Source organism: Mycolicibacterium novocastrense (assembly GCF_001570485.1).
GTDB lineage: Bacteria > Actinomycetota > Actinomycetes > Mycobacteriales > Mycobacteriaceae > Mycobacterium > Mycobacterium novocastrense.
The window spans coordinates 42,840-59,179 of sequence record NZ_BCTA01000056.1 but is presented as its reverse complement, the minus strand read 5'-3'; the positions used below and the strand labels follow the sequence as shown (position 1 = coordinate 59,179).

10 protein-coding genes are annotated in these 16,340 nt (G+C 66.7%); 1 reads left to right on the top strand and 9 read right to left on the bottom strand.

Annotation, left to right across the window (positions count from 1 at the left end; all coding sequences use genetic code 11):
• Positions 1–14 precede the first annotated feature (14 nt).
• The 6 genes from RMCN_RS20915 to RMCN_RS20890 all read right to left on the bottom strand — a co-directional run bounded on the left by RMCN_RS20915 (position 15) and on the right by RMCN_RS20890 (position 6,228).
• Positions 15–779: a crotonase/enoyl-CoA hydratase family protein gene (locus RMCN_RS20915; RefSeq protein WP_201028896.1), complete on the bottom strand. Its 765-nt coding sequence runs from the start codon at positions 777–779 to the stop codon at positions 15–17.
• Positions 776–1,534, bottom strand: coding sequence for a PaaX family transcriptional regulator C-terminal domain-containing protein (locus RMCN_RS20910; RefSeq protein WP_067393269.1), 759 nt, complete (start codon positions 1,532–1,534; stop codon positions 776–778). Before RMCN_RS20910 ends, RMCN_RS20915 begins: the two co-directional genes overlap by 4 nt.
• Positions 1,534–2,472 carry a crotonase/enoyl-CoA hydratase family protein gene (locus RMCN_RS20905; protein ID WP_067393266.1) on the bottom strand — a complete coding sequence of 313 codons (939 nt, stop codon included), beginning with the start codon at positions 2,470–2,472 and terminating at the stop codon, positions 1,534–1,536. Before RMCN_RS20905 ends, RMCN_RS20910 begins: the two co-directional genes overlap by 1 nt.
• On the bottom strand, positions 2,469–4,124 hold the full coding sequence (locus RMCN_RS20900; protein WP_067393264.1) for an acyl-CoA dehydrogenase family protein: 1,656 nt from the start codon (positions 4,122–4,124) through the stop codon (positions 2,469–2,471). The genes RMCN_RS20905 and RMCN_RS20900 overlap by 4 nt, the downstream gene beginning before the upstream one ends.
• 63 nt (positions 4,125–4,187) lie before the next feature.
• Positions 4,188–5,417 (bottom strand): phosphatase PAP2 family protein, encoded by a 1,230-nt coding sequence (locus RMCN_RS20895; protein WP_084377614.1) that lies wholly within the window; start codon positions 5,415–5,417, stop codon positions 4,188–4,190.
• Between the two features lie 55 nt (positions 5,418–5,472).
• Positions 5,473–6,228: a deoxyribonuclease IV gene (locus tag RMCN_RS20890; protein WP_064345563.1), complete on the bottom strand. Its 756-nt coding sequence runs from the start codon at positions 6,226–6,228 to the stop codon at positions 5,473–5,475.
• 116 nt (positions 6,229–6,344) lie between these two features.
• Here RMCN_RS20890 and RMCN_RS20885 point away from each other — a divergent pair, with 116 nt between their 5' ends.
• A complete protein-coding gene (locus RMCN_RS20885) occupies positions 6,345–7,442 on the top strand; it encodes a YihY/virulence factor BrkB family protein (protein WP_234787736.1) in 1,098 nt (365 codons plus the stop codon).
• On the opposite strand, the gene RMCN_RS20880 is transcribed toward RMCN_RS20885, so the two are convergent.
• The 3 genes from RMCN_RS20880 to rpoB all read right to left on the bottom strand — a co-directional run bounded on the left by RMCN_RS20880 (position 7,366) and on the right by rpoB (position 15,976).
• Positions 7,366–8,361 carry a calcium/sodium antiporter gene (locus tag RMCN_RS20880; RefSeq protein ID WP_067393259.1) on the bottom strand — a complete coding sequence of 332 codons (996 nt, stop codon included), beginning with the start codon at positions 8,359–8,361 and terminating at the stop codon, positions 7,366–7,368. The two genes, RMCN_RS20885 and RMCN_RS20880, sit on opposite strands and share 77 nt — an antisense overlap.
• Before the next feature lie 134 nt (positions 8,362–8,495).
• Positions 8,496–12,440, bottom strand: a complete 3,945-nt coding sequence (locus RMCN_RS20875; protein WP_067393256.1) for a DNA-directed RNA polymerase subunit beta' — start codon at positions 12,438–12,440, stop codon at positions 8,496–8,498.
• A gap of 32 nt (positions 12,441–12,472) precedes the next feature.
• Positions 12,473–15,976: a DNA-directed RNA polymerase subunit beta gene (gene rpoB / locus RMCN_RS20870; RefSeq protein WP_064415487.1), complete on the bottom strand. Its 3,504-nt coding sequence runs from the start codon at positions 15,974–15,976 to the stop codon at positions 12,473–12,475.
• Positions 15,977–16,340: the final 364 nt, after the last annotated feature.

Below are 16,340 nucleotides of genomic sequence, written 5' to 3'. Positions count from 1 at the left end.
CCCGCAAACTGCAGCTAGGCGTTGGCGCCGCGCCTGCCCGCACCGGCCGCGAAACGGGCTGCCCCCTCCAGGGATTCGGCGGCGACGCGCGACATGCTGCCGAACTCGAAGTCCATCGCGTCGGGCTCCGAGCGGCCCCACTGGTTGAGAGCCGACAGGCGATCGGCGCGCATGCACTGCTGCGGCAGCGCGGCCAGTTCCGCCGCGAGTTCCTCGGCCCGCTGGCGCGCTTCGCCCGTGGGCACCACCCGGTTGGCCAGACCCATCGCAAGGGCTTCGGTGGCATCGACGGCGCGACCGGTGAGGATGAGGTCCATCGCCCGGCTGTGCCCGATCAACCGCGGCAACCGAACGGTCCCACCATCGATGAGCGGCACCCCCCAGCGCCGGCAGAACACCCCCATGATCGCGTCGTCTTCGACGACCCGCAGATCGCACCACAACGCCAATTCCAGACCGCCGGCCACGGCGTAGCCGCTGACCGCCGCGATCACCGGTTTGGACAACACCATTCGGCTGGGCCCCATCGGGCCGGGGCCGGCGCGGTGCACCGGGTTGGCATCGGGCGTCCCGAACGCCTTCAAATCGGCTCCGGCGCAGAATGTCCCGTTGTCGCCCCACAACACCGCGACGGCGGCCGACTCGTCCTTGTCGAACTCGTCGAAAGCGGCGTACAACCCCGCGGCGGCCGGGCCGTTGACGGCGTTGCGCGCCTCCGGACGATTCATGATCACCGTCGTCACGGCACCGTTCTTCTCGACCCGCACTCCGCCCGTCATCTCGCCTCCATCAATTGGTCACGTCGCGTTTGCGACAATCCGGTGCTGTCGCGCCGCGCAGACAACTCCGCGGCGAAGTCGTTGTAGGCCTGGCGAAGCGCGGTGCCCGGCCAGTCGTCGGGCAGCAGTTCCTCCGGCAGCACCGGATCGGTGAGCAGGTGGCGCACAATGGCGGCCGCTGCGACGAACCGATCGGGAACGTCTGGCGCCGAACCGATTTCGTCGAGCAACAACCGGCCCTCCCGCGCCCACGCCGACAGGTCCCACAGCAGGGAGACCAACCCTCCGGGTTCGGCGTCACGGGAAACCAACACCCGCACCCGCTGCAACACCTCGGGCGGCAACGCCGCGTCCAGGTTGTCCGGTCGAAGCCACACCCCCTCGCGCAGTTCGGCGAACCGGTTTTCCTGCAATGTATTTCGTAACCCGGCCCGCGAGCGGGGGTCGGAGCCGACGCTGGTGATCACCACCGTCGTCCAGTCGCCCCGCCACGGCCGCAGCCGGGGATTGATGGCCTCGTCCTGCCGTCGCTGCCGTGCCAGCAAGCGGTCGGACAACCGGTAGCCGTCCTCGGAACGAACCAGGTCACCGGCGCCGACCATCCGCGTCAGAGCGACCCGCACCGTCGACTCCCTCAGGCCGAAATCGGCTGTCAGCTTGACCAGTTCGCTCGCGGTGGCCCACGCCGGGTGCGCCCCGAGCAGGACGCTCAGCACGACGGAACGGGCCGTCATCCGCGAGAGCGACTTCGCCATCAGACCTCGGATGCCCTGCGGCCGTGATCGCCGAACGGTTCGTCACGTTGGCGGACCGCTTCTCGGAATCCGTGTTCGCGCGACTGCGCGACGAATGCGTGCCCCTCGGGTGTGTGGCGGGCGATGCCGTCGAACACGGTCGAGACCATCGCGCTGTTGGCCGTCCCCTGTGAATACAGCGCGGAGTTCATCGCGAGCTTGACCATGATCAGCTGGTTGATCGGCACGCGGGCGATCCGCTCCACCAGTCGTTCGGTGCGCTCGTCGAGGTCCTCGGGTGACGGCGCCTCGACCGCCAGGCCCCACTCGGCGGCCTGTGCGCCGGTGATCGAATCACCGGTTAGCAGAAGGCGTTTGGCACGCTGATCGCCGAGGCGGTGTGCCCACATCCCGGCGGCGGGCACCCCCCACACGCGGGTTGGCGGGTAGCCGATCTTGGCGTCCGACGCGGCGATCACCTGATCGGCGTGCAGTGCGATGTCGGTGCCGCCGGCCACGCAGTACCCGTGGATCTTCACCACTGTCGGCTTGTCGCAGTGCATCAGGCTGGAGAAGCCGCGGACGAACCGGCTCATCATCTGGTAGTCGATCATCGGATCCCACGGCTGATTCGGCAGGTGGTTGACGGCCTGCGTCCTGCCCGACAGCACGGTGTCGCGATAGGGGCTGCCGCCACCGGCCGATGACGACCCCTCGGCGTAGGCGGACAGATCGAATCCGGCGCAGAACCCTTCGCCCCGACCGGAAACCAGGATCACGTGCACGTTCGGGTCGAGGTCGGCACGTTCGACGAGCGCGGACAATTCCAGCGGCGTGTCCGCGACGATGGCGTTGCCCTTCTCCGGCCGGTTGAACGTGATGCGGGCTACCCGGTCGGTGACCTCGTAGGTCATCGTTGTCAGATTGTCGAAGTCGACCGGCCTGATCGCGTGGGTCATCCGTTGTCGGTCCTGCCCGCGTCCGGAGCCTTGACCAACGCGCGTTCGATGATCGGCGCGAGATCGAGTCCGGTGGGCAGGGTTCCGAACGCGCCGCCCCAGGCGCCGCCCATGCGGGTGGCCAGGAACGCCTCGGCGACGGCGGGATGCCCGTGGCGCACCAACAGCGAACCCTGCAGCGCGAGGCTGATGTCCTCGGCGACCTTGCGGCCGCGGTACTGGATGGTCTCGAGGTCACCCAGGGCGGGCCGCAACGCGCCCACAAACGCATCCAGTCGCGCATCGACACCCGCGGTCCGAGCGAGTTCGTCGAACAGCACGTCGACGCACTCGGGGCGAGTCGCCATGGCCCGCAACGTATCCAACGCGCTGACGTTGCCCGACCCCTCCCAGATGCCCATCAGCGGCGCTTCCCGATACAGCCGCGGCATACCCGACTCCTCGACATAGCCATTGCCGCCCAGACACTCCATCGCCTCGGCCGCGTGCGGGGTGGCACGTTTGCACACCCAGTACTTTCCGGCCGCCAGGCCGATGCGCCGCAGCAAGGTCTCGCGGGCGTCGCCGCGCACTGCGGCATCGGTCGCGCCGGCCATGCGCATAGCCAGGATCGTGGCCGCCTCCGCCTCGACCGCGAGGTCGGCCAGCACGTTGCGCATCAGTGGCTGATCGATCAGGTACTCGCCGAACGCCTTTCGGTGCTGGGTGTGATGGATCGCGCGGGCCAGTCCGTTGCGCATGCTGGTTGCACTGCCGAGTGTGCAGTCCAACCGTGTCAGGTTGACCATCTCGATGATGGTCGGGACGCCGCGGCCCTCTTCGCCGACGAGCCATGCGACGGCGCCGTCGTATTCCACCTCGGACGACGCGTTGGCGTGGTTGCCGAGCTTGTCCTTCAGCCGCTGCAGGAACATTCGGTTGCGGCTGCCGTCGGGCAGGACTCGCGGCAGCAGGAAACACGAGAGCCCGCCGGGCGCCTGCGCGAGCACCAGGAAGATGTCGCACATCGGCGCCGAGGTGAACCACTTGTGCCCGCGCAGTGAGTAACTGCCGTCGCCGTTGGGGGTCGCCTCGGTGGTGCCCGCGCGCACATCGGACCCACCCTGCTTCTCGGTCATCGACATGCCCGCGGTGATGCCGGCCTTGGTGGTGGGCACCTTCAGCTCGGGGTCGTACTCGCGACTAACGAGCAGCGGCTCGTACACCGCCGCCAGTTCGGGGTTGTGCCGCAGCGCCGGCACCACGGCGTAGGTCATCGAGATCGGGCAGATGTGACCGGGTTCGGGTGTCCACACCGAGGTCTTGGCCGCGCGCACGACGTGGGCGCCGGGCCGGTCGTCAGCCCATGGCGCGGCATGCAGGCCGTGCTTGATGGCCACCGTCATCAGCGAGTGGTAGGCGGGGTCGTACTCGACCTCGTCGACGCGGTGGCCGTAGCGGTCGTGAGTGCGCAGGATCGGCTGGTTGCGGTCGGCCAGCTCGCCCCACCGCTGGGCCTGCCGCGAGCCCGACAGCGCGCCCAACTCGGTGACCTCGTCGAGGCCCCATTCACCGCCCTCGCGGATCAGCGCCTCGGTGAGTACGGGCGAGGTCGCCGGGTTGTAGTCCTCCAGCGGCGGGACCTGGTTGGTGACGACATGGGTATCGGCCATGAGACCACTATTACACTTTCACGAACAGCTGCACAATAGTCGTAACAACAGCCGCGGAAGGGGTCAGCGGCTGTCGACCTCTGCGACGACGTCCCGCCGGCGCGGCTCAGGTTCGTCAACGGGTTCCGGCTCGGCGACAGGCTGGGACTCGACCGCGGGGCTCGACTCGGTCGCTACCGCGGGATCGTCCCGCCGGTCGTAGAGCGGAACCATCTCGCCCGCGCGGTCCGCCGAGCGCGCCGCCCTCCCCCGCCGCCACCCCTGGTAGCGGTGGAGGACGGCGATGACCGCGGCCGCCAGCGCCCAGCCGAGCAGGATGTCGATGACGTAGTGCTCGGCGGTGTACACCAGCGTGAAGGCCATCAGGAGCACATATGCCACGAGCAGTGGGCGCCACGCTCCGTGCACGCGACGCCACAGGAAGGCCGCGACCGCCGCGGTCATCCCGGCGTGCAGGGACGGTATCGCCGCCACCAGGTTGACGCTGGCCTGCCCCGCATCGAGCAGCGCGCTGGCGGTGTGCATGTTCAGGTTGCCCCAGCCGCGGCCGACAATCCGCTCGATCCACGGGTTCGCCCCGTCCTGGCTGGATTGCATCGCCCCGAGCACACCGCCGTCGGGCACTCCGCGCGCCGAGCGGAACATGCAGCGCGCGTAGGCCGGTCCGCCTTCGACGTCGTCCGGGGTGCAGCGAGCCGCGGCCCACGGCGGCGCGGCAGGCACCAGGGCGTAGATGACCAAGCCCGCGAAGTTCAAGCCGACGAACAGACGCACGAACGCCTTCCACTCCGCGCGGTCACGCAGCCACAGCACCCCGGCCACCGCGTACGGAAGGATGAAGAACGACATGTAAACGCAGCTCAGGATCACCTCCCACCACGGCGGATGTCCCTGTTTGAGCTGCTCCTGAAGCCATACGGTCGGCACGGTGCCGAAGAAGAGCCAACGATCGGCCTCGACGGGCCACTCCCACAGCGTCGGGCGCCCGATCATGTCGGCGGCGCCACGGCTCAGGTCGTAGGCGATCAGTATCAACGCGAAGGGAAGCCAGTCGCGGATGACGTAGAGCATGCGGCGGACCTGGCCGATGCTCGCGGCCAGCAGACCGGTGGCGATGTAGAGCAGCACGAGCTCGCGGTTGAACGCAAAACCTTCGGTGACCGTGCGAAACACGATGACGGCAGCCCATATCGCGACGGCGGTCCGGCGCACGTACTTGAGCCGGCGTTCCCGCGTCTGGGCTGCCTTGGGGGAGCGCTGCGACGCAACTGACGACTCGTCGACCGCAGACACTCCGTTGAATCTAGTTCACCCCGCAGTTGCCGAGCGTTCGACTGCGGTTCGGTTATCAGGTCGTGATGTGCTCGCGCAGGAAGGCGATGTCGTCTTTGCGGCCCTCGTCTGCGGTTTCGCAGATGACGGGGGCGCCGGCGGCCTGCACCACCGCGACCAGCAGCTGAGGATCGATCTGGCCGGTGCCGAAGTTGGCGTGCCGGTCGGCGCCCGAACCGGCGGCGTCGCGTGAGTCGTTGCAGTGCACCAGGTCGATGCGCCCGGTGATGGCCTTGATCCGGTCGACGGCGTCGATCAGCTTCTCCCCCGCGGCCCACGCGTGGCAGGTGTCCAGGCAGAAGCCGATGCCCTTGTCGCCGATGTGCTCCCACAACCGGGCGATGACGTCGAAATGGCGGGCCATCGCGTGGTCGCCGCCCGCGGTGTTCTCCAGGTAGACGGGCACATCGGTTTCGAGATAGTCCAGCGCCTTGACCCAGCGTTCGAAGCCGGCTTCCCAGTCCTTGTCGTCGGCGTGCCCACCGTGCACGATGACCGCCGTCGCGTTGATCTCCGAGGCGGCGTCACAGGTGTCCTGCAGGATCTTGCGCGACGGGATCCGCACCCGGTTGTTGGCCGATGCGACATTGATCAGATACGGCGCATGCACGTACAGCGGGACGCTCGAAGCCTTGAGTACATCGGCGTCCTCGCGCGGTTTGGGTTTCTTCCAGCTCTGCGGATTGCCGAGGAAGAACTGCACCACGTCGGCACCGTCTGCCTCCGCGGCGGCCAGGGGGTCGTCACCGTGGACGTGCGAACCGATCAGCACGACGCCCAGTCTAGGCAGGGCCACCGACATGGCCACCGCACCGGCCCACGGTCACGGCACTCGATCGCACCACTGGCGTTCGCCGCACGCGTGACGGCGCCGCCTAGGCTCGGAGCGTGGGACCTGGAAGCGACCCGTCTCCGTTCGCGTCGTTGTCCGACGCGGTCGCCTCCGCCCGTTCGACTCTGCAACGACGCGCCCTTTCGATGTTGTCTCGTGCGCCCCGGCCGGTGCGGACGGGCCGGCTGATCGTCCGAACCGTCAACGACACGCTCCGAGACCGCGTGCCCGGTCTGGCGGCCGAGGTCGCGCTGTTCTCCTTGATCTCGCTGCCGTCGCTCCTGATCGCGGTGCTCGGCTCGCTCGGTTTCATCGCCGAAGCGCTCGGCCCTGAAGGCACGGCGCGACTGCATCGGCTGCTGCTCGAGGTGCCCAGCTCCTTCCTTGCCGAGCGGACCTTCGAGTCATACCGTCGCATGGTCGAGGCCGGGCTCACACAATCGCGTGGAAGCGTGGTCTCCATCGGAATCGTGCTCAGCCTGTGGTCGGGTTCGCGGGCGGTGAATCGGTACCTGGAGACAATCACCATCGCCTACGGTGTCGAGCCCCGGCCTGCCTGGCGACGACGGCTGCTGGCGTTGGGGCTGACCGCGGGCGGACTCCTCGGTGCCGTGGCGATTCTGCCGCCGCTCGTCCTCGGGCCCGACCTGGTGGCGTGGGTGACGCCCGACCCGTTGACCGAAAGCACCTTGCGCGCACTGGATCTGCTGTTCTGGCCCGGGGTGGCGCTGCTGATCCTGGTCGGATTGGTCACGCTGTATCACCTCGGTGTGCCCTGGCGACTGCCGTGGCGCCGCGACATTCCGGGGGCGGTGTTGGCGATGGTGCTGTGGTTGGTGGCATCGGCGGGGCTGCGCGCCTATCTGTCGGTCAGCGCACGTGACGACGCCGTGTACAGCCAGCTCGCCGTGCCGATCGCCGTCGTCGGGTGGCTTTACATCACGGCCTTCGCGGTGTTGCTGGGCGCGGAGTTCAACGCCGAGATCGAAAAGATGTGGCCGCATGAGAAGCATCCGTGGCGGCTGCGTCGGCGTCGGCGGGCAAGCCAGGACCGCCCCACCCCGCCGACACGTTCCGTCAGGTCCGGACGGTCAGCAGCAAGATCAGGTACGCCGCGTAGGCCGCAACCATCAGCGCGCCTTCGACGCGGGTGACGCGCCGACCCGAGATGAAGATCGGGATACAGAGCAACGCGACCGCCACCATGACCGGCAGGTCGATGGTCACCAGGCTGGACGGCAGGTTCAGCCCCTGAGCCGGCACCAAACAGGTCACGCCGAGGATGAGCAGGATGTTGTAGATGCTGCTGCCGATCAGGTTGCCGATCGCGATGTCGCGGTCGCCGCGGATGGTGGAGATGATGGTGGTCACCAACTCCGGCGCCGAGGTGCCGATCGCGACGATGGTCAGACCGATCAGCGCGTCGGACACCCCGAACTGTCTGGCCATGCCGACCGCACCGTCGACAAGCCAGTCGGCTCCCAGTACGACGACGGCGATACCGCCCAGCGTCATCGCGACGTTGATCGAGGTGCGATGCCCCTTGGTGGCCACCGCGCCCACCTCTTCGGTGGCGTACTCAGCGACCAGCTCGGCTGCGAATTCCTCGACGACAGCGTGGGATTCGCGACGTGCAGACCAGATCACCGCGACGGTGTAGACGAACGCGCAGGCGACCAGGATGGCGCCGTCCAGACGCGTCAGCACACCGTCGGCCGCCAGCGTCCACAGCAGCAGCGCCGCAGCGGCCATGATCGGCAGTTCGAAACGGATGGTGCGCGACTGCAATGTCAACGGCACCAGCGCGGCGCTCAGACCGAGGATGAGCAGGACGTTGACCACATTGGTGCCCGCGATGTTGCCGACCGCCAGCGCGCCGCTGCCCTCCCCGGCGGCCACCACACCGACCGCCAGTTCCGGCATGCTGGTGCCGATCGACACGATGGTCAGCCCGATGACGATCGGGCTGATTCCCAGTCGCACAGCGACTTCCGCGCCACCGCGGACCATGACCTCGGCGCCGACGATCAACGCGCCCAGTCCGAACAGGAACCACGCGGCGTTCGCCAGCATCAGATCCTCACCGCCGAGTGTGGGCTCGTGTCACGCACAGACCGCGCAGGACGTGCGGGTAACCCACGTTCGGCGCAAACCTCGAGGCACGAAAAAGCCCCCGGGTCGAAACCCGGAGGCCTTTCCGTGGACTGTTAGCGGTAATCGCTGTAGCCGTAATCGTCCAACGGCACCGCGGCACCGGTGGCCTGGCCGAAGTCCGGGCTGTAGTACTGATCCTCGTACGACGGGATCGTGTACGCCGCAGCGCGGGCTTCTTCGGTCGGCTGCACCTGAATGTTGCGGTAGCGGTTGATACCGGTACCGGCCGGGATCAGCTTGCCGATGATCACGTTCTCCTTCAGACCCTGCAGCTTGTCGCTGCGGCAGTTGATCGCCGCATCGGTGAGCACGCGGGTGGTCTCCTGGAACGACGCCGCCGACAGCCACGAGTCGGTGGCCAGCGACGCCTTCGTGATACCCATCAGCACCGGACGACCGGCCGCGGGCTCGCCGCCCTCGGCGACCACCCGACGGTTCTCGGTCTCGAACTCGCCGCGCTCGGTCAGCGAGCCGGGCAGGAACTCCGTTGAGCCCGAGTCGATGATCGTGACGCGACGCAGCATCTGCCGGACGATGACCTCGATGTGCTTGTCGTGGATCGACACGCCCTGGGCCCGGTAGACCTCCTGGACCTCCTTGACGAGGTGGATCTGCACCTCGCGGGGGCCCTGGACACGCAGCACCTCGTGCGGGTCGGCCGCACCTTCCATCAGCTGCTGGCCCACCTCGACGTGGTCACCGTCGGCGAGCAGACGCTCGGTGCCGTCGTCGTGCTTGAACACCTTCAGGCGCTGACGACGAGAGAGCTTGTCGTACACCACTTCTTCGCCACCATCGTCGGGGATGATGGTGATCTTGTAGAAGCGCTCGCCCTCTTCGAGCTGCACCCGGCCGGTGACGTCGGCGATCGGCGCCTTGTTCCGCGGGATGCGGGCCTCGAACAGCTCCTGCACACGGGGCAGACCACCGGTGATGTCCTCACCCACGCCGCCCTGGTGGAACGTGCGCATGGTCAGCTGCGTGCCGGGCTCACCGATGGACTGCGCGGCGACGATGCCGACGGCCTCGCCGATGTCGACGAGCTTGCCCGTGGCCATCGAGCGGCCGTAGCACATCGCGCACACGCCGGTGCCCGTGGCGCAGGTCAGCACGGAGCGGACCTTCACCTCGGTGATGCCGGCGGCCAGCAGTGCCTCGATCGCCGGATCGCCCAGGTCGTGGCCGCGCTCGACGACGACGTTGCCGTCCTTGTCGACCGCATCGGTGGCCAGCGTCCGGGCATAGGCCGACGTCTCGATGTGCTGATCGCGCACCAACGCGTCGCCCTGTAGCTCGGCCAGCGTGACATTGATGCCGCGCTCGGTCTCACAGTCGGTCTCGCGCACGATGACGTCCTGCGAAACGTCGACCAGACGGCGGGTCAGGTAACCCGAGTCTGCGGTACGAAGAGCGGTGTCCGCCAGACCCTTTCGGGCGCCGTGGGTGTTGATGAAGTACTCCAGCACCGTCAGGCCCTCACGGAACGAGGACTTGATCGGACGCGGGATGAACTCACCCTTCGGGTTGGTCACCAGACCCTTCATGCCGGCCAGCGTCCTGGTCTGCGTGAAGTTACCCGTGGCACCCGAGTCGACGATCGTGATGATCGGGTTGTCCTTCGGGTAGTGCGCCCGCAGCGCCTCGCCGACCTCTTCGGTGGCGTCCTGCCAGATCTTGACCAGTGCGTCGTTGCGCTCGTCGTGGTTGAGAGCACCGCGCTGATACTTCTTCTCGATCTGGTCGGCTTCCTTCTCGTAGCGGTCCAGGATCTCCTGCTTCTGCGGCGGCACCAACACGTCGGCCATCGACACGGTGACACCCGAACGGGTGGCCCAGTAGAAGCCGGCGTCCTTGAGCTTGTCGACGGTCTGCGCGACCACGATCATCGGGTAGCGCTCGGCGAGATCGTTGACGATCCGCGCCTGGACCTTCTTGTGCATCTGCTCGTTGACGAACGGATAACCGTGCGGCAGAAGCTCGTTGAACATCACCCGACCCAGAGTGGTCTCCGCGGTCCAGGCGTCGCCGGGCTTCCAGCCCTCCGGGAACAGCTCGGCTTCCAGATCGGCGGACGGACGCAGCTGCGTCAACCGAACGCGGATCTTGGCCCGCACCGACAGCGCACCGCGGTCCATCGCCATGATCGCCTCGGCGGGCGAGCTATACACACCGGTCTCCGGCTGATCCTTGGCGGCCGGCGTGTACTCGCCGGTGTCGCCCTCGATCATCGTCGTCAGGTAGTACAGGCCGGTCACCATGTCCAGACGCGGCATGGCCAACGGCCGACCCGACGCCGGGGACAGGATGTTGTTCGACGACAGCATCAGGATGCGCGCCTCGGCCTGCGCCTCCGCGCTCAGCGGCAGGTGCACGGCCATCTGGTCGCCGTCGAAGTCGGCGTTGAACGCCTCGCAGACCAGCGGGTGCAGCTGAATGGCCTTGCCCTCCACCAACTGCGGCTCGAACGCCTGGATACCGAGGCGGTGCAGCGTCGGTGCGCGGTTCAGCAGCACCGGGTGCTCGGCGATGACCTCTTCGAGGACGTCCCACACCTGCGGACGCTGACGCTCGACCATGCGCTTGGCGCTCTTGATGTTCTGCGCGTGGTTCAGGTCCACCAGACGCTTCATCACGAACGGCTTGAACAGCTCGAGAGCCATCAGCTTGGGCAGACCGCACTGGTGCAGCTTGAGCTGCGGGCCGACCACGATGACCGAACGGCCGGAGTAGTCGACGCGCTTACCGAGCAGGTTCTGACGGAACCGACCCTGCTTGCCCTTCAACAGATCCGACAGCGACTTGAGCGGACGGTTGCCCGGTCCGGTGACCGGACGGCCGCGGCGGCCGTTGTCGAACAGCGCGTCCACCGACTCCTGAAGCATGCGCTTCTCGTTGTTGACGATGATCTCGGGCGCGCCGAGATCGATCAGTCGCTTCAACCGGTTGTTGCGGTTGATCACGCGGCGGTACAGGTCGTTGAGGTCCGACGTCGCGAACCGGCCGCCGTCGAGCTGCACCATCGGGCGCAACTCCGGCGGGATCACCGGAACCGCGTCGAGCACCATGCCCATCGGCGAGTTGGAAGACTGCTGGAACGCCGCGACCACCTTGAGCCGCTTCAGTGCGCGAAGCTTCTTCTGCCCCTTGCCGCTTCGGATGACCTCGCGCAGCTCCTCGGCCTCGGCCTCGATGTCGAAGTTCTCGATGAGCTTCTTGATCGCCTCGGCACCCATCGCACCGGTGAAGTACTCGCCGTAGCGGTCCTGCAGCTCCCGGTAGAGCACCTCGTCGACGACGAGTTGCTTGGGCGCCAGCTTGGTGAAGGTATTCCAGATCTCCTCGAGCCGGTCCAGCTCCCGCTGGGCACGGTCGCGGATCTGGCGCATCTCGCGCTCGCCACCGTCGCGCACCTTGCGGCGCACGTCGCTCTTGGCGCCTTCCTTCTCCAGCTCGGCCAGGTCGGCCTCGAGCTTCTGGGACCGCTCGGCCAGATCGAGATCGCGCTGATCCTCAACGGCCTTGCGCTCCACGGCCATTTCGGCTTCGAGCGTGGACAGCTCGTTGTGGCGCATCTCGTCGTCGACGGCGGTGATCACGTAGGCGGCGAAGTAGATGATCTTCTCGAGATCCTTCGGCGCCAGATCGAGCAGATAGCCCAGCCGCGAGGGCACACCCTTGAAGTACCAGATGTGCGTGACGGGCGCGGCCAGCTCGATGTGGCCCATCCGCTCACGACGCACCTTGGCGCGAGTGACCTCGACGCCGCAGCGCTCACAGATGATGCCCTTGAAGCGGACGCGCTTGTACTTGCCGCAGTAGCACTCCCAGTCGCGAGTCGGTCCGAAGATCTTCTCGCAGAACAGGCCGTCCTTCTCCGGCTTCAGCGTGCGGTAGTTGATGGTCTCCGGCTTCTTGACCTCACCGAACGACCAGTTACGGATGTCATCCGCGGTGGCAAGACCGATGCGGAGTTCATCGAAGAAGTTGACGTCTAGCACGTAACTCCCTTTCCCCTTGCGGGACTAGAAATTTAGGCCAAATCTTCTACGGACGCGGATTCGTTGCGCGACAGGTTGATTCCCAGGTTCGCCGCGGCGCGCTCCAGATCCTCGTCGTCGCCGTCGCGCATCTCGATCGCGGCGCCGTCGCTCGACAGCACCTCGACGTTGAGGCACAGCGACTGAAGTTCCTTGAGCAACACCTTGAACGACTCGGGAATGCCCGGCTCGGGGATGTTCTCGCCCTTGACGATCGCCTCGTACACCTTGACCCGGCCGACGGTGTCGTCGGACTTGATGGTCAACAGCTCCTGCAGCGTGTACGCCGCGCCGTAGGCCTGCATGGCCCAACATTCCATCTCGCCGAACCGCTGGCCACCGAACTGCGCCTTACCGCCCAGCGGCTGCTGGGTGATCATCGAGTACGGGCCGGTGGAACGGGCGTGAATCTTGTCGTCCACCAAGTGGTGCAGCTTGAGGATGTACATGTAGCCCACCGTCACCGGGTACGGGAACGGCTCGCCACTGCGACCGTCGAACAGCATCGCCTTGCCGTCCTCGTCGACGAGCGTCTCGCCGTCGCGGTTGGGCAACGTGGACCCGAGCAGACCCTGCAGCTCCGCTTCGCGAGCACCGTCGAACACCGGTGTCGAGACGATGCTTCCCGGCTCGGACTCGAGCAGCTCCTTGGGCAACGCGCTCGCCCAGTCCGGCGAACCGTTGATCTTCCAGCCGCTCTTGGCCACCCACCCGAGGTGGGTCTCCAGGATCTGACCGATGTTCATACGACGCGGCACACCGTGGGTGTTCAAGATGATGTCCACGGGGGTGCCGTCGGGCAGGAACGGCATGTCCTCGACGGGCAGGATCTTGCCGATGACGCCCTTGTTGCCGTGGCGCCCGGCCAGCTTGTCGCCGTCGGAGATCTTGCGCTTCTGCGCGACGTACACGCGGACCAACTCGTTGACGCCGGCGGGCAGCTCGTCGTCGTCCTCGCGGGAGAACACGCGGATGCCGATCACCTTGCCGGACTCACCGTGGGGCACCTTCAGCGACGTGTCGCGGACCTCGCGCGCCTTCTCACCGAAGATCGCACGCAGCAGCCGCTCCTCCGGGGTCAGCTCGGTCTCACCCTTCGGGGTGACCTTGCCGACCAGGATGTCGCCGTCGCGGACCTCGGCGCCGATGCGGACGATGCCGCGCTCGTCGAGATCGGCCAGCACCTCATCGGAGACGTTCGGGATGTCCCGGGTGATCTCCTCGGCGCCCAGCTTGGTGTCGCGGGCATCGATCTCGTGCTCCTCGATGTGAATCGAGGTGAGCACGTCCTCTTCCACCAGGCGGTTGGAGAGGATGATCGCGTCCTCGTAGTTGTGCCCCTCCCACGGCATGATCGCCACGAGCAGGTTCTTGCCCAGCGCCATCTCACCGTTCTCGGTGCACGGCCCGTCGGCGATGACCTGACCGGCCTCGACCCGCTGGCCGGCGTCCACGATCGGACGCTGGTTGGCGCAGGTGCCGTGGTTGGACCGCGCGAACTTACGCATCCGGTAGGTGTGCCGGGTGCCGTCGTCGGCCATCACGGTGACGTAGTCGGCCGAGACCTCCTCGATCACGCCGGCCTTGTCGGCGACGACGACGTCACCGGCGTCGATCGCGGCACGCAACTCCATACCGGTGCCGACCAGCGGGGCCTCGCTGCGCACCAGCGGAACCGCCTGGCGCTGCATGTTGGCACCCATCAGCGCGCGGTTGGCGTCGTCGTGCTCGAGGAACGGGATCATGGCCGTCGCGACCGACACCATCTGGCGCGGCGAGACGTCCATGTAGTCCACCTCGCTCGACGAGATCTGCTCGACCTCGCCGCCCTTGCGGCGGACCAGGACGCGCTCCTCCAGGAAGCGGCCGTTGTCATCGATCGGCGAGTTGGCCTGCGCCACGACGTGGCGGTCCTCCTCGTCGGCGGTCAGGTACTCGATGTCGTCGGTGACAACACCGTCCTTGACCTTGCGGTACGGCGTCTCGATGAAGCCGAACGGGTTGACCCGCGCGTACACCGACAGCGAGCCGATCAGGCCGATGTTCGGACCCTCCGGGGTCTCGATCGGGCACATGCGGCCGTAGTGCGATGCGTGCACGTCGCGGACCTCGAGGCCGGCGCGCTCACGGGACAGACCGCCGGGGCCCAGCGCCGACAGGCGGCGCTTGTGGGTCAGGCCCGAGAGCGGGTTGTTCTGGTCCATGAACTGCGACAGCTGGCTGGTGCCGAAGAACTCCTTGATCGCCGCCACGACGGGACGGATGTTGATCAGGGTCTGCGGCGTGATCGCCTCGACGTCCTGAGTGGTCATGCGCTCACGCACGACGCGCTCCATGCGCGACAGGCCCACCCGGATCTGGTTCTGGATCAGCTCGCCGACGGTGCGCAGACGACGGTTGCCGAAGTGGTCGATGTCATCGACCTCGACGGGAACCTCGACACCACCCGGGACGGTCATCGTCTTGTCGCCCTGATGCAGCCGCACCAGGTACTCGATGGTGGCGACGACGTCCTCTTCGGTCAGCGTGGTCGACGTGGTCTGCGCCGGGTTCTCGGTGATACCCAGCTTCTTGTTGACCTTGTAGCGACCGACGCGGGCCAGGTCGTAGCGCTTCTCCTTGAAGAACAGGTTCTCCAGCAGGGTCTGCGCGGACTCCTTGGTCGGCGGCTCGCCCGGGCGCAGCTTGCGGTAGATGTCCAGCAGCGCCTCGTCGGTTCCGGCGGTGTTGTCCTTCTCCAGCGTGCTCATCATGATCTCGGAGAAGCCGAACCGCTCGGTGATCTGCTCGTTGGTCCACCCGAGCGCCTTGAGCAGCACGGTGACCGGCTGACGACGCTTGCGGTCGATGCGCACGCCGACGGTGTCGCGCTTGTCGACGTCGAACTCCAGCCACGCACCGCGGCCGGGGATCACCTTGACGCTGTGCAGCGTCTTCTCGGTGGACTTGTCGATGCTCTCGTCGAAGTAGACGCCCGGCGACCGGACCAGCTGGCTCACCACGACACGCTCGGTGCCGTTGATGATGAACGTGCCCTTCTCGGTCATCATCGGGAAGTCGCCCATGAAGACCGTCTGGCTCTTGATCTCACCGGTGTTGTTGTTGATGAACTCGGCCGTGACGAACAGCGGGGCCGCGTACGTCATGTCCTTGTCTTTGCACTCGTCGACGGGGGCCTTGACCTCGTCGAAGCGCGGATCGGAGAAGGACAGCGACATTGAGCCGGAGAAGTCCTCGATCGGGCTCAGCTCGGAAAGCACCTCTTCGAGGCCACCAACGGGGTTTTCCTCGCCGCGCTCCTTGGCCTTTTCACGCCAGGCGTCGGAGCCGATCAGCCATTCGAAAGACTCGGTTTGAACGTCGAGAAGCCCGGGAACCTCGAGGGGCTCACGGAGCTTTGCAAAGGAGATTCGGTTTGGTGCTCCTGGGACGGAGTTTTTAGTAGCTTCTGCTGTCTTGCTTGGGCGGGACCCTGCCAAGATGCATCCTTCCAGCACCTCATGCGACTATCGTGCCGGTAGACCACCGGTCCGTTTCGTCGCGATATCTGCGTCGGTTCGGCTGGCCACTCACGACCACAAACTTCCCGAACGCACGGCACGCGACTAGATCACTGAGCTGGGCTCAGGCTAGGACATCGGTGTCAGGTGCGGGTTTAGGTGGGCAGGATGCAGCCAGCGCAACGTCCAACAGTACCGCAGGACGGCGTATTCCTCAACATCCGCAGAACATCCACAACCCAACCGCATGTATGGCACGCATCGGGGCGCTGGCTGGCGACTCGATCCTTCTCATACGTCCATACATTGCTGCAGAACAGATTGGCCCCTCTGCGGCTTCCCGTCAAGAGATAACACGCGT